The organism is Serratia sp. CY82433, assembly GCF_052166535.1.
Lineage (GTDB): Bacteria > Pseudomonadota > Gammaproteobacteria > Enterobacterales > Enterobacteriaceae > Serratia > Serratia sarumanii.
Genome location: NZ_JBJNOR010000002.1, coordinates 1 through 13,522, shown reverse-complemented (window position 1 = coordinate 13,522; position 13,522 = coordinate 1). Strand labels below are relative to the sequence as shown.

At 56.4% G+C, this 13,522-nt stretch carries 12 protein-coding genes, 1 rRNA gene and 1 other annotated feature; of the genes, 7 read left to right on the top strand and 6 right to left on the bottom strand.

What is annotated here, in order from left to right:
• Positions 1 to 22 precede the first annotated feature (22 nt).
• Positions 23 to 328, bottom strand: a complete 306-nt coding sequence (locus ACJ8PI_RS13630) for a hypothetical protein (RefSeq protein ID WP_033652973.1) — start codon at positions 326 to 328, stop codon at positions 23 to 25.
• A 271-nt stretch (positions 329 to 599) separates the two neighbouring features.
• Between ACJ8PI_RS13630 and ACJ8PI_RS13625 the strand changes: the two genes are divergently transcribed.
• Positions 600 to 1,466 (top strand): helix-turn-helix domain-containing protein, encoded by an 867-nt coding sequence (locus tag ACJ8PI_RS13625; RefSeq protein ID WP_374213772.1) that lies wholly within the window; start codon positions 600 to 602, stop codon positions 1,464 to 1,466.
• 44 nt (positions 1,467 to 1,510) lie between these two features.
• Here the strand turns inward: ACJ8PI_RS13625 and ACJ8PI_RS13620 are convergent, their stop codons facing one another.
• Entirely contained in the window at positions 1,511 to 2,275 is a 765-nt protein-coding gene (locus ACJ8PI_RS13620) for a DUF481 domain-containing protein (protein ID WP_004932469.1), read from the bottom strand.
• A 507-nt stretch (positions 2,276 to 2,782) separates the two neighbouring features.
• On the opposite strand from ACJ8PI_RS13620, the gene ACJ8PI_RS13615 reads away from it, so the two are divergent.
• Positions 2,783 to 3,859, top strand: coding sequence for a 3-deoxy-7-phosphoheptulonate synthase (locus tag ACJ8PI_RS13615; RefSeq protein ID WP_016929016.1), 1,077 nt, complete (start codon positions 2,783 to 2,785; stop codon positions 3,857 to 3,859).
• A 3-nt stretch (positions 3,860 to 3,862) separates the two neighbouring features.
• Positions 3,863 to 4,984 (top strand): bifunctional chorismate mutase/prephenate dehydrogenase, encoded by a 1,122-nt coding sequence (gene tyrA / locus ACJ8PI_RS13610; protein WP_033637185.1) that lies wholly within the window; start codon positions 3,863 to 3,865, stop codon positions 4,982 to 4,984.
• A 58-nt stretch (positions 4,985 to 5,042) separates the two neighbouring features.
• Here the strand turns inward: tyrA and pheA are convergent, their stop codons facing one another.
• From pheA to bamD, 4 genes are all read right to left on the bottom strand, one after another.
• On the bottom strand, positions 5,043 to 6,200 hold the full coding sequence (gene pheA, locus ACJ8PI_RS13605) for a bifunctional chorismate mutase/prephenate dehydratase (RefSeq protein WP_033637186.1): 1,158 nt from the start codon (positions 6,198 to 6,200) through the stop codon (positions 5,043 to 5,045).
• A 42-nt stretch (positions 6,201 to 6,242) separates the two neighbouring features.
• Positions 6,243 to 6,369, bottom strand: a sequence feature (Phe leader region).
• Entirely contained in the window at positions 6,321 to 6,368 is a 48-nt protein-coding gene (locus tag ACJ8PI_RS13600; protein WP_101428074.1) for a hypothetical protein, read from the bottom strand. (Overlaps the previous feature by 48 nt.)
• A 122-nt stretch (positions 6,370 to 6,491) precedes the next feature.
• Positions 6,492 to 6,833, bottom strand: a complete 342-nt coding sequence (raiA, locus tag ACJ8PI_RS13595; protein WP_004932457.1) for a ribosome-associated translation inhibitor RaiA — start codon at positions 6,831 to 6,833, stop codon at positions 6,492 to 6,494.
• A gap of 312 nt (positions 6,834 to 7,145) precedes the next feature.
• The gene (bamD, locus tag ACJ8PI_RS13590) at positions 7,146 to 7,877 is read right to left on the bottom strand and encodes an outer membrane protein assembly factor BamD (protein ID WP_004932456.1); all 732 of its coding nucleotides are present in this window, start codon (positions 7,875 to 7,877) and stop codon (positions 7,146 to 7,148) included.
• A 131-nt stretch (positions 7,878 to 8,008) separates the two neighbouring features.
• On the opposite strand from bamD, the gene rluD reads away from it, so the two are divergent.
• From rluD to ACJ8PI_RS13570, 4 genes are all read left to right on the top strand, one after another.
• Positions 8,009 to 8,986 carry a 23S rRNA pseudouridine(1911/1915/1917) synthase RluD gene (rluD, locus tag ACJ8PI_RS13585; RefSeq protein ID WP_004932452.1) on the top strand — a complete coding sequence of 326 codons (978 nt, stop codon included), beginning with the start codon at positions 8,009 to 8,011 and terminating at the stop codon, positions 8,984 to 8,986.
• Positions 8,986 to 9,717: a purine nucleoside phosphorylase YfiH gene (yfiH, locus tag ACJ8PI_RS13580; protein ID WP_041033370.1), complete on the top strand. Its 732-nt coding sequence runs from the start codon at positions 8,986 to 8,988 to the stop codon at positions 9,715 to 9,717. Before rluD ends, yfiH begins: the two co-directional genes overlap by 1 nt.
• 130 nt (positions 9,718 to 9,847) lie before the next feature.
• The gene (clpB, locus tag ACJ8PI_RS13575; protein ID WP_025301647.1) at positions 9,848 to 12,421 is read left to right on the top strand and encodes an ATP-dependent chaperone ClpB; all 2,574 of its coding nucleotides are present in this window, start codon (positions 9,848 to 9,850) and stop codon (positions 12,419 to 12,421) included.
• A 511-nt stretch (positions 12,422 to 12,932) separates the two neighbouring features.
• Positions 12,933 to 13,522: ribosomal RNA gene (locus tag ACJ8PI_RS13570) — 16S ribosomal RNA — on the top strand; the annotation flags it as partial.

The following is a 13,522-nucleotide window of genomic DNA, read 5'->3' as shown; positions in this document are numbered from 1 at the left end:
CACGCCAGCTTTATTCGAAAGGTTATTTTTTTGGGGTTAACAGACAGTCTGTTTCGCTGATATAGCGCGGCAACGATTGACTGAGCGAGATGAGTTCATTGAGTGCCGCGACGATTTTCCGCCGTTCGGCATAACCCATTTCGTGAAACTTTAACCACACATAGCGTTCAGTCAGCCCGGCGTGGAAGCAAAACGTATGGCGCAGGTGCAGCGGCGCCGTGTCGTAAATCTCTTCGGCATGGTTGGTTTGCCGGGCAAACAGTGTGCGGCGGATTTCAGCAATACGCCGCAGGCCGATAGCCCGTTGCTCCTCGCTGGCTAGAAGCATGACAATCTCCTTATCTGAATCTGATGATGGATGCATACTCGCAAAAGCAAGGTTCGGTTATCCGTCGTTCAAGGTCGAAAATTTGAGTAAACACGGTGTAAACAAAGTGCTTACGCAAGATCGTCGTCGCCTTACGGTATTTGCATTTTCATCAACCATGTCGCATCATCTTAACTAAAGCGATCGATATGCCGAGTGACGGCGAATTGATGTTACTTTAAATCGCATAATGCGACTTGTAAATGCAAATTTTATTTTAATCGGTGATGATATGCGTGAAGAAGCAACAAACAACAACACCTCCGTGGGAGCGGTGATTGAAAGAGTTCTTTCATCTTATGGCGTTGGCACGCAGAAGGAATTGAGTGAAATCCTCGGGATAGCGCCGAATAACATCAGTAGTTGGCAACAACGGGGGAGTGTTCCCGGATACGTCATCATCAACTGCGCGTTAACCACGGGGGCAGACTTGGCCTGGCTGATGACCGGCGAACTTGTAAAATCAAAAAGTAATCGCAAGCCTGCGTCATCTGCGCAAGGTAAAGCGCTTTACGATCGCGTTTTGGCTTCCGGCGGGAAAGGGGTATTGCGCCGCATTTTGGATGCTTACGGTTTCAATCTGCAAAAAGAGTTGGGCGACCTGCTGGGTATATCTTCAGGCACGATGAGCACCTGGGTCCGCCGCAACTACTTCCCCGGCGATATCGTGGTGACCTGTGCTCTGGATACAGGCGTCTCGCTGCTGTGGTTGGCGACGGGACAGGGGGAAATGTGGGGTGATGCCGCACCGGCGGTACCGGTTCCCGGAGGGCGCACGATACCGAAATATCGCCTGCTCGCCGGGCAGTTGAAAGAGGTGGGGCAGTGGTCGGCAGACTGTTCTTTGATTCCTGACGGCGTGGCTCAGCCGGCTTATGTTGATGGCGGGCGCGTATCCTGGCTGGTGGATCTGGCCGTTACGCATATCGCCAATGGCCGCTGGCTGGTGGACATAGACGGTAACCTGGACGTTTACGATATAGCGCGTTTACCGGGTAACCAAGTGCGGGTCAGCGGCGGCAACGTCGACTTTCAATGTTCTCCGGATGCGTTGAAAGCGCTTGGTATGGTCTGGTTAACGTTGACGCCGCAGGCATAAAAAAGCCCATCGATGATGGGCTTCGAGAGATTCTGGAAGGGAGATTACAGGCCGTAGACCAGCGTGACCGAGGTGGTGGTGTCGGTGTTTTTCGGTGCCGAGGCCGGCGGTTTGCTGTTGTAGGTCACGGTGTAGGCTACGCGCAGTGAGAAGCGATCGTTGATCGCCACGTTCAACGCGCTTTCCGAGTTCAGCGTGGTTTCCTCGTTCGCCAGCGCGGAAACGCCCTGAATGAACTTGGTGTTGTCGGTCAGCTGATAGGAATAGTTGGCCGCACCGTAGGCCAGCCCTTTGGTCGAGCGGCCGCCGCCGTGGTATTCGTCATGGCGCACGCCGGGACCGAATTCTACCCGCAGGTCGCTGAGCGGCCCGTTGAGGAGTTGACGGCCGTAGCCGCCCGTCAGCGTGGAGCGTGAATCGTAACCGTTGAAACGGTCGCTCAGCCAGCTGGCTTGGCCGAACAGGTAGTTGCGGTCGGTCAGGTTATAGCGCGTACGGCCACCGGCCTGGTATTTTTCGGAGGAGCGCACGTTGGAGGAGGTGGTGTTGTTGGCCGCCCCCCACAGGCTGTACGCCGCGTCGCTGTTGAACCAGGTCATGTTGGTGTTGGCCAGCAGGGTGGAACTCTGCGAGTTGCCTGACTGGGCGTTGTAGCCCGCCTGCACGTTGCCTTCAAACGGTTTCTTGGCGGTGGCCGGATCGTCCATCGCGGTGAAAAGCGTATTGTCGGCGAGAGCTGAAACACTGGTGAAAGTCGTTAAGCAGCAAATATACAGCGGAAAAGCGCGACGAGCGCGAGAAGAGAGCATTTTGGATCCAGTTGTTAAGGGTGGTTATTGTTGATGACGGTCACATTATATCGGTTCATTTCGGCGACAAAAATAGCCGCCATTAGCTTAAGTTTTTAATTTTTATTCCTTATTTATTCGCTTTTCTTCTACTGAAATTCATCGCTTTCAGCAGCGCTTCGTGCTGAGTCTGGCGGATGCCTGTCTCAGCCCATTCGTTGGCGCTGAGGTGGGGGGCGCGTCTTCCTTGTAAAATCAAGTGTACATTTATGTTTACGATTTTCGTTTATTGCTAGGCAAGCGGGTAGAGAGGCGCTGGCAATCCTTTTGTTTGCATATCTTATTAAATTTATTGCGTTTATTGTATTTATCAAAGTGCATTTTCCAATGGGTTTTCTTAGGGGTAATTACGGTAATTTTTTATTTACGGAAATTGGATTGAAAACTTTACATTGCGTGATAAGGTAGAGCCCTGAAACGCTCAAGGTTCCACTTCAACGCATAACGCCAAACGACAGGAATAGCATCATGCAAAAAGACGCGCTCAATAACGTACACATCAGTGCAGAACAGGTTCTCATCACGCCGGAGGAGCTGAAGAACCAGTTCCCGCTCAGCGCCGACGACGAAAATGAAATCGCCACCGCGCGCAACACCATCGCCAACATTTTGCAGGGGCGCGATCATCGCCTGTTGGTAGTGTGCGGACCTTGTTCGATCCACGATCCGGATGCGGCGCTTGACTACGCCCGTCGTTTGAAAACCCTGGCGGCTGACTTGAGCGATCAGCTGTATATCGTTATGCGCGTCTATTTTGAAAAACCCAGAACCACTGTCGGCTGGAAAGGTTTGATCAACGATCCGTACATGGACGGTTCGTTTGACGTTGAAGCAGGCTTGCATATCGCGCGTCGCCTGTTGCTGGATCTGGTGGGCATGGGCTTGCCGTTGGCTACCGAAGCATTAGATCCGAACAGCCCGCAGTACCTGGGGGACTTGTTCAGCTGGTCGGCGATCGGTGCGCGCACCACCGAGTCGCAGACCCACCGCGAAATGGCTTCCGGCCTGTCGATGCCGGTCGGCTTCAAAAACGGCACCGACGGCAGTCTGGGCACCGCCATCAACGCCATGCGCGCCGCCGCCATGCCGCACCGTTTCGTCGGCATCAACCAGGCGGGCCAGGTTTGCCTGCTGCAGACCCAGGGCAACCCGGACGGGCATGTGATCCTGCGCGGTGGTAAAACCCCGAACTACAGCGCCGAGCACGTTGCGGCCTGTGAAAAACAGATGCTCGAGGCGGGACTCCATCCGTCCTTGATGATAGATTGCAGCCATGGCAACTCGAATAAAGACTATCGCCGTCAGCCGGCGGTGGCCGAGTCCGTGGTGGAGCAGATTAAGGCGGGCAACCGTTCGATCACCGGCATCATGCTGGAGAGCCATCTGCATGAGGGCAACCAGTCTTCCGAGCAGCCGCGTGCAGATATGCGTTACGGTGTGTCCGTCACCGACGCCTGCATCAACTGGGAAAGCACGGAAACGCTGCTGCGTCATATGCATCAGGAACTCGGCGCTGCGCTGACGGCACGCACGGGAGAAAAGTAAGTTATGGTGGCAGAACTGACCGCGTTGCGCGATCAAATTGACGAGGTGGACAAAGCGCTGCTGGATCTGCTGGCGAAACGCCTGCATCTGGTAGCGGAAGTCGGCGAGGTGAAAAGCCGCCACGGTTTACCGGTTTATGTGCCGGAGCGCGAAGCGGCGATGCTGGCCTCGCGCCGTCAAGAGGCGGAAAACCTCGGGGTGCCGCCGGATTTGATCGAGGATGTCTTGCGCCGCGTGATGCGCGAATCGTACGTCAGCGAGAACGATAAAGGCTTTAAAACCCTGTGCCCGCAGCTGCGGCCGATCGTCATCATTGGCGGCAACGGCCAGATGGGCCGGCTGTTCAACCGTCTGCTGACGTTGTCGGGTTATCAGGTCAGGGTATTGGATCAGGAAGATTGGCCACAGGCGGAACAGCTGTTGGCAGACGCCGGCATGGTGATCGTCAGCGTGCCGATCCATGTGACCGAACAGGTGATAAGCCGCCTGCCGCCGTTGCCCGACGACTGTATTTTGGTGGATTTGGCGTCGGTGAAGAACCGTCCGCTGCATGCGATGCTGGCGGTGCACAGTGGCCCGGTGGTGGGGTTGCACCCGATGTTCGGCCCGGACGTGGGCAGCGTGGCGAAGCAGGTCGTGGTCTATTGCGACGGGCGCCGGCCAGAGGCTTACCAGTGGTTGCTTGAACAGCTGCAGGTGTGGGGCGCGCGGCTGCACCGCATCAGTGCGGTCGAACACGATCAGAACATGGCGTTTATTCAGGCGCTGCGGCACTTTGCCACCTTCGCCTACGGGTTGCATCTGGCGGAAGAGAACGTGCAACTGGAGCAGTTGCTGGCGCTCTCTTCGCCGATCTACCGGCTGGAGCTGGCGATGGTTGGCCGCCTGTTTGCGCAGGACCCGCAGCTGTACGCCGACATTATCATGTCGTCGGAGGAAAACGTGGCGTTGATCAAACGCTACTACCAGCGCTTCGGCGAGGCGATCAAGCTGTTGGAGCACGGCGACAAACAGGCGTTTATCGATAGCTTCCGCAAGGTGGAGCACTGGTTTGGCGATTACGCCCAGCGCTTCCTGGTGGAAAGCCGCACGCTGTTACGGCAGGCTAACGACAGCCGGCAGTAAAATACCGGCGGTAAATAAAAATGAAGGGTTCGGCTTGGCCGAACCTTTTTTTATCGCGTCAGGATGGGTTGACCGGCACCACGGTGTCGCTGGGATAACAGCCCAGCACCTTCAGCGAGCGGGTGATGGGCGCCAGATCGCGCAGCGCTTTTTGCATTGCGTCGGCACGCAGGTTGGCCTGCACATCGATGTAAAACATCTCTTCCCACGGATTGCCGTTGATCGGGCGTGACTCCAGTTTGGTCATGATGATGCCGTTGTCGCGCAATACCAGCAGCGCTTCGACCAGCGCACCGGATTGCTGGCCGGTCGCCATGATCAGCGTGGTTTTGGCCGGCACCTGTTCGGAGACGTCGATCGCTTTACGCGCCAGGACGATAAAGCGGGTGATGTTCTGCTGTTGATTGGCGAGGTTGTGTTCCAGCACTTGCAGCCCGTACAACGCGCCGCCGGCCTCGCTGCCCAGCGCCGCCACCTTCGGCGAATTCAACTTGGCGACTTTCTCCATTGCGGCGGCCGTGCTTTCGGTGTATTCGATTTTCCAGTGCGGGAATCGATTCAGGAACTGGCTGCACTGCTGGAACGGCTGCGGGTGGCTGTAGACGGTTTCAATCTGGCTCAAATCGCTGTCGCCGGCCACCAAAACACAGTGGTTGATAGGGTTGGTCAGTTCGCCGACGATCGACAGACTGGTGTGTTGCAGCAGGTCGTACACCTCATTAATCGAGCCGGAGCTGGTGTTCTCGATCGGCAGAATGGCGTAGTCCGCCTGGCCGGTTTCCACCTGGGCGAAGATATCCTGAAACTTCTGGCAGCCACATTCGATCAACCGATCGAAATGGCGGGCGGCGTATTGGCGCGCCGCCAGATGTGAATAAGAGCCTTTCGGGCCGAGAAAGGCGATGCGGGCGGAGTGTTGGCTGACGGGATTGAGCTGGTGCTGCAGTAGCGCCTGCTGGGTCAGGACGGAGTCTTCAATGATCAGTTGGAACAGGCGGGTGACGTAGAAACCGTCCAGGTCGTAAGGCTTGGCGGCGGCGATCAGCGCATCCAGCAGATCGCGCTCGCGCTCTTTGTCGCGGATCGGACGGTGAGAGTGCAGTTTGGTCTTGCCGACTTCGATCGCCAGTTCACGGCGTTCCGCCAGCAGAGCCAACAGTTTCAAATCCAGTGCGCTGATGCGCTCGCGCAGCACCAATAACGGGTTGTCAGTCATAATCAGCTTCCGCCTTCAGTTCTTATTCGTTGTATAACAGCCATAAAAAAAGCCTCCTGTTTCCAGGAGGCCTTGTTGTTCGTCTTCGCATTCTTTCTCACACGACGAAACGCCTCCCAGTCAGGGGAAGGTAAAAAAGAATGCGAAGAAAAACGGTGTGCGTGGCATGGTCTACCTAAGGTTAATGCGAACAGGTTTTAAAGTAACCGCTGGCTTTTACCCCGTCAACAAAAATACCCGACAAAAAACGCGCCCTCGGGCGCGTTTGATGCGGCAACCGCAGTCGGACGGTTATTCCTGTTCCTGCGTCACTTCCGGCACGATGTCTTTCACGCTGGCATTGCAGCGGCGCGCTTCGCCTTTGTGCTGCACCTTGTTCAACTGGCGCTCCAGCTTGGCGATCAGCTCGTTAACGGCGGTATACATGTCATCATGTTTGGCGCTGGCGACCAGCGGGCCGTTCGGCGTGGTAATGGTAGCGTCGGCGACAAACCCCTGCGGTTCTTTGGATAAGACGATATGCGGGTTTATCAGCTGGGTCTGCCATTTTTCCAGTTTGGTGAGACGGTCTTCGACGTGATTGCGGATTGCGGGAGTGATATCCATTTGTTTGCTGGTAATGTTCAATGTCATATAACTTACCTCTCTGTCTTTCCGTCTTGGTGAACCCAGCATACCCCGCTTTTTGTTTAAATGCGTGATGTAAATCACGATTTTTTGTCACTTTTTGCAAAGTTAGTTCAATCTGTGATTCAGCATTTGAATTGGTTATCTAATGCTTGAGAGTTGCCGCCGGATGGCGCATTATCGATGAGTTGACCGGTGAGGAGCGCTAGCTAACACCGTGTTTTTACTTGTGTATTCCTCCAGTGAAAACCAGGTCCACGCCAATGAAAACGGCAGCCGAGGCTGCCGTTTTGTTTTTTTGCCGTTGCCGACGCGCGCTTATTGCGGGTTGGCGGCGATCACTTTGGCCACTTTGTCAGCCTGGCCGTTCAGCTGCAGTTGCTTGTAGGCATTTTCCATCAGCGGCAACACGTCGTGCGTCGCTTTGGTATCCGGGAATTCACGCAACATCTGCTCGGCGCGATTAACGACCGCGACGTAAGCACCGCGTTTAGTGTAGTATTCCGCCACCGAAAGCTCATACTTGGCCAAGCGGTCTTTCAGATACACCAAACGCTTGTTGGCGTCGGTCGCGTATTGGCTGTTCGGGTATTGCTGAATCAACTGGCTGAAGTCGCGGAACGCAGCGCGAGCGTGCTGAGGATCGCGGTCCGAACGGTCAACCCCGAAGAAGCCCTGCAGCGCGCTGTCATCGAGCGCCATGTCGGTCAGACCGCGCATGTACATCACGTAATCGATGTTCGGGTGCGTCGGGTTCAGGCGCATGAAGCGATCGATGGATGCCTGCGCCATCGGCAAGTCGGCGGCCTTATAGTAGGCGTAAATCAAATCCAGCTGGACCTGCTGGGAATACGGCCCGAAAGGATAGCGGTTATCTAACGCTTCGAGTTGCGTAATCGCGCCCTTGAAGTTACCGTCCTGCAGCTTTTGCTGCGCGGTGGCATAGATTTCCGAAGGTGGGTTGTCGGGAACCGCATCCTTGGATGTGGAGCAACCTGCCAGCGCCAGGCTCAACGTGGCTGCCGCCACCAGATATTTCATACGCGTCATGACGTTTTGATTATCCTCAGGGTGTTATTCCGGGAGACTGTCCGTTAAGCTCCCGACAAAGACCAGGTACAATAGCACATTATATTAAACGGCATCGCCGTGAAAACCCAACGTTAACGAAGAAGCTGCATATGGCACAACAAGTACAACTCACCGCAACGGTGGCCGAATCTCAACTCGGACAACGTTTAGATCAGGCTTTGGCCGAATTGTTCCCTGATTATTCACGATCTCGCATAAAAGAGTGGATCCTGGGCGATCGGGTGAAGGTCAATGGCAAAACGTCAAACAAACCGAAAGAGAAGGTGCTGGGCGGAGAGACGGTCGCCATCGATGCACAGATAGAAGAAGAGGCGCGTTGGGAGCCGCAGGATATCGCGTTGGATATCGTCTATGAAGACAGCGACATCCTGGTGATCAACAAGCCGCGCGATTTGGTGGTGCACCCTGGCGCCGGTAACCCGGACGGCACGGTGCTCAATGCGCTGCTGCATCACTACCCGGAAATCGCCGACGTGCCGCGCGCCGGCATCGTGCACCGTCTGGATAAAGACACCACCGGCCTGATGGTGGTGGCGAAAACCGTGCCGGCGCAAACCCGGCTGGTGGAAGCGCTGCAGGCGCGTGAAATCACCCGTGAATACGAAGCGGTGGCGATTGGCACCATGACCGCCGGCGGCACGGTAGAAGAGCCCATAGCGCGCCATTCCACCAAGCGTACCCACATGGCGGTGCACCCGATGGGTAAACCGGCGGTGACGCACTACCGCATCATGGAACACTTCCGCGCGCACACCCGTCTGCGTCTGCGCCTGGAAACCGGCCGTACTCACCAGATCCGCGTGCACATGGCTTACATCAGCCATCCGCTGGTGGGCGATCCGCTGTACGGCGGCCGTCCACGTCCGCCGAAGGGGGCTTCGGAAGCCTTCATCAACACGCTGCGCGGTTTTGACCGCCAGGCGCTGCACGCCACCATGCTGCGTTTGTACCATCCGATCAGCGGCATCCAGATGGAGTGGCATGCGCCGCTGCCGCAGGACATGGTCGATCTGATTAACGCGCTGAAGGCGGATACCGAAGAATTCAAAGATCAGATGGACTGGTAATGAACTCGCTCATTCTGCCCGACTGGCCATTGCCTCCCGGCGTTAAGGCCTGCAGCACCACGCGCGGCGGCGGCGTCAGCCTGCCGCCTTATGACTCGCTGAACCTCGGCGCCCACGTCGGTGACGAGGAGCAAGCGGTGAAGCGCAATCGGGAACGGTTGGTTACCGTCGCCGGCTTGCCGCAGATGCCGGTGTGGCTCGAGCAGATACATGGCACCCGTGTGGTGACGTTGGCGGGGCAAGCGCCCGCCGATCTGCGGGCGGATGCGGTGTACAGCAACGTGCCGGGGCAGGTGTGTGCAGTGATGACGGCGGATTGCCTGCCTGTGCTGTTCTGTTCGCAGCACGGCGACGAAGTGGCCGCCGCTCATGCCGGCTGGCGTGGGTTATGCCATGGCGTGCTGGAGCAAACCGTGGCGGCGTTCAGCGCCGCGCCGAGCCAGATCAGCGCCTGGCTGGGGCCGGCGATCGGCCCGCAGCAGTTTGAGGTCGGGCCGGAGGTGCGCGCTGCCTTTATCGCGGAAGACGCCGAAGCCGCGGCGGCGTTTACGCCGCACGGCGATAAGTTTTTGGCTAATATCTACTTGCTGGCTCGCCAACGTTTGTTGCGGGCAGGCGTGCAGGCCATCTACGGCGGCGACCGCTGCACGGTTAACGAAAAGAGTCATTTTTTCTCCTATCGACGCGATGGAATAACCGGACGTATGGCAAGTTTAATCTGGCTGATATAACCTATTGAATTAGGACGATCCAACGACGCATGGCGTTGTACCGAAAATTTAGCGTCGAGATAACCTTGAAAATTTGAGGGATGACCTCATTTAATCTCCAGTAGCAATTTCGACCCATCTTGGAGGTGTTATGCGTCTGGATCGTCTTACCAACAAATTCCAGCTTGCCCTCGCCGATGCCCAGTCACTAGCCCTTGGGCACGACAACCAGTTTATTGAACCGCTACATCTGATGAGCGCCCTGCTCAATCAGGAAGGGGGCACGGTTCGTCCACTATTAACTTCCGCAGGTATCGATGCCGGGCGCGTACGCACCGAGATCGAACAGGCGCTGTCCCGTTTACCGCAGGTAGAAGGTACCGGTGGCGACGTTCAACCGTCCCACGAGTTGGTGCGCGTCCTGAACCTGTGCGACAAGCTGGCACAGAAGCGTGCGGATAAATTCATTTCTTCCGAGCTGTTTGTGCTGGCGGTGCTGGAAGACCGCGGCTCGTTGACCGACTTGTTGAAAGCGGCCGGCGCAACGGCCGACAAAATCAGCAAAGCCATTGAACAAATGAGAGGCGGTGACAGCGTGGAAGATCAAGGCGCCGAAGACCAACGGCAAGCATTGAAGAAATACACGATCGATCTGACCGAACGCGCCGAGCAGGGCAAACTTGACCCGGTGATCGGCCGTGACGAAGAGATCCGCCGCACCATTCAGGTGCTGCAACGCCGTACCAAAAACAACCCGGTGCTGATCGGCGAACCTGGCGTGGGTAAAACCGCCATCGTCGAAGGCCTGGCGCAGCGCATCATCAACGGCGAAGTGCCGGAAGGGCTGAAGCACAAGCGCGTATTGTCCCTCGATATGGGCGCTTTGATCGCCGGCGCCAAATACCGCGGCGAGTTTGAAGAGCGTCTGAAAGGTGTGCTCAACGATCTGGCCAAGCAGGAAGGCAGCGTCATCCTGTTTATCGACGAACTGCACACCATGGTCGGCGCCGGTAAGGCGGATGGCGCGATGGATGCGGGCAACATGCTCAAGCCGGCGCTGGCGCGCGGCGAACTGCACTGCGTCGGTGCCACCACGCTGGATGAGTACCGCCAATATATAGAGAAGGATGCGGCGCTCGAACGTCGTTTCCAGAAAGTGTATGTGGCGGAGCCGAGCGTGGAAGACACCATCGCTATCCTGCGCGGCTTGAAAGAGCGTTACGAACTGCACCACCACGTGCAGATCACCGACCCGGCCATCGTGGCGGCGGCAACGCTTTCTCACCGTTATATCGCCGATCGTCAATTGCCGGACAAGGCTATCGACCTGATCGACGAAGCGGCATCCAGCATTCGCATGCAGATGGATTCCAAGCCGGAATCGCTCGACAGGCTTGAACGCCGCATCATTCAGTTGAAGCTGGAACAGCAGGCGCTGAATAAAGAGTCTGACGACGCCAGCAAGAAACGCCTGGATATGCTCAGCGATGAGCTGGGGCAGAAAGAGCGCGAATATTCGGAGCTGGAAGAAGAGTGGAAAGCGGAAAAAGCCTCGCTCTCCGGCACCCAGAACATCAAGGCTGAACTCGAGCAGGCCAAAATCACCCTGGAGCAGGCGCGCCGCGTCGGCGATCTGGGGCGGATGTCGGAACTGCAATACGGCAAAATCCCTGAGCTGGAGAAACAGCTCGCCGCCGCCACGCAGGCCGAAGGCAAAAGCATGAAACTGCTGCGCAATCGGGTGACCGATGCGGAGATCGCCGAGGTGCTGGCGCGTGCCACCGGCATCCCGGTGGCCAGAATGCTGGAAGGTGAACGCGACAAGCTGCTGCGCCTGGAGCAAGAGCTGCATTCGCGGGTGATCGGCCAGGACGAAGCGGTCAGCGCGGTATCTAATGCTATCCGCCGCAGCCGCGCCGGGTTGTCCGATCCTAACCGGCCGATCGGTTCGTTCCTGTTCCTCGGCCCGACCGGGGTGGGGAAAACCGAGCTCTGCAAGGCGCTGGCTTCGTTCCTGTTCGACAGCGACGACGCCATGGTGCGTATCGACATGTCCGAGTTTATGGAGAAACACTCCGTTTCGCGTCTGGTCGGCGCGCCTCCGGGCTATGTGGGTTATGAAGAGGGCGGCTATCTGACGGAAGCCGTGCGCCGCCGGCCTTACTCGGTGATTCTGCTGGATGAAGTCGAGAAAGCGCACCCGGACGTATTCAACATTCTGCTGCAGGTGTTGGATGACGGCCGACTGACCGATGGCCAGGGCCGTACCGTCGATTTCCGCAATACCGTGGTGATCATGACTTCCAACCTGGGCTCCGATCTGATCCAGGAGCACTTCGGTCAGATGAACTACGCGCAGATGAAAGAGTCGGTGATGGAGATGGTGAGTCACCACTTCCGTCCTGAGTTCATCAACCGTATCGACGAAGTGGTGGTGTTCCATCCGCTGGGCGAGAAACACATTGCTGCAATCGCCAAAATTCAGCTGTCTCGCCTGTACAAGCGTTTGGAAGAGCGCGGTTACGAAGTGACCATGACCGAACCGGCCCTGGCTTTGTTGAGCAAAACCGGTTACGACCCTGTGTATGGCGCGCGTCCGTTGAAACGCGCGATTCAGCAGGAGATCGAGAACCCGCTGGCGCAGCAAATCCTGTCCGGCAAGCTGATTCCCGGCAAGCTGGTGACGCTGGATGTGGAAAACGACCATATCGTTGCACGCCAATAACGGCAACTAAGCGTCATGAAGATGAAAGGGAGCGGGTGACCGCTCCCTTTTCTTTATCTTCATTTGTCTCTATTTACAGGGTTTGCCGCTATTGCTGCGCTAAAACCGGTGTTTTTTGACTAATAAACATCCTAAAAAGGCATTTTGGGCGATTATTTGAGCGCTTGAAAAGTTTTTTGCATTTAGGGGTTGCGGCCTGCCGAGAACTCCCTATAATGCGCCTCCACTGACCGGGAACAACGACTGACAAGCCGCCGGGTCAGCGAGAAGACAGCGAAATAAACGCTTGACTCTCCGGGCTAAAAGCGTAATATACGCAGCCCGCGCCGATGAGTTTCTCGGCACTGCTCTTTAACAATTTATCAGACAATCTGTGTGGGCACTCCACAAGACGATATCCAGCATCTTCGGATGCAAAAAAATATCAAGTCTTGAAGAGTGACTAACTGAAGTAAAATTCATGCAGTAAATCTTTGAGCATCGCTTCTCGAGTGGAAGCACATCAAGCTTTTAATTGAAGAGTTTGATCATGGCTCAGATTGAACGCTGGCGGCAGGCTTAACACATGCAAGTCGAGCGGTAGCACAGGGGAGCTTGCTCCCCGGGTGACGAGCGGCGGACGGGTGAGTAATGTCTGGGAAACTGCCTGATGGAGGGGGATAACTACTGGAAACGGTAGCTAATACCGCATAACGTCGCAAGACCAAAGAGGGGGACCTTCGGGCCTCTTGCCATCAGATGTGCCCAGATGGGATTAGCTAGTAGGTGGGGTAATGGCTCACCTAGGCGACGATCCCTAGCTGGTCTGAGAGGATGACCAGCCACACTGGAACTGAGACACGGTCCAGACTCCTACGGGAGGCAGCAGTGGGGAATATTGCACAATGGGCGCAAGCCTGATGCAGCCATGCCGCGTGTGTGAAGAAGGCCTTCGGGTTGTAAAGCACTTTCAGCGAGGAGGAAGGTGGTGAACTTAATACGTTCATCAATTGACGTTACTCGCAGAAGAAGCACCGGCTAACTCCGTGCCAGCAGCCGCGGTAATACGGAGGGTGCAAGCGTTAATCGGAATTACTGGGCGTAAAGCGCACGCAGGCGGTT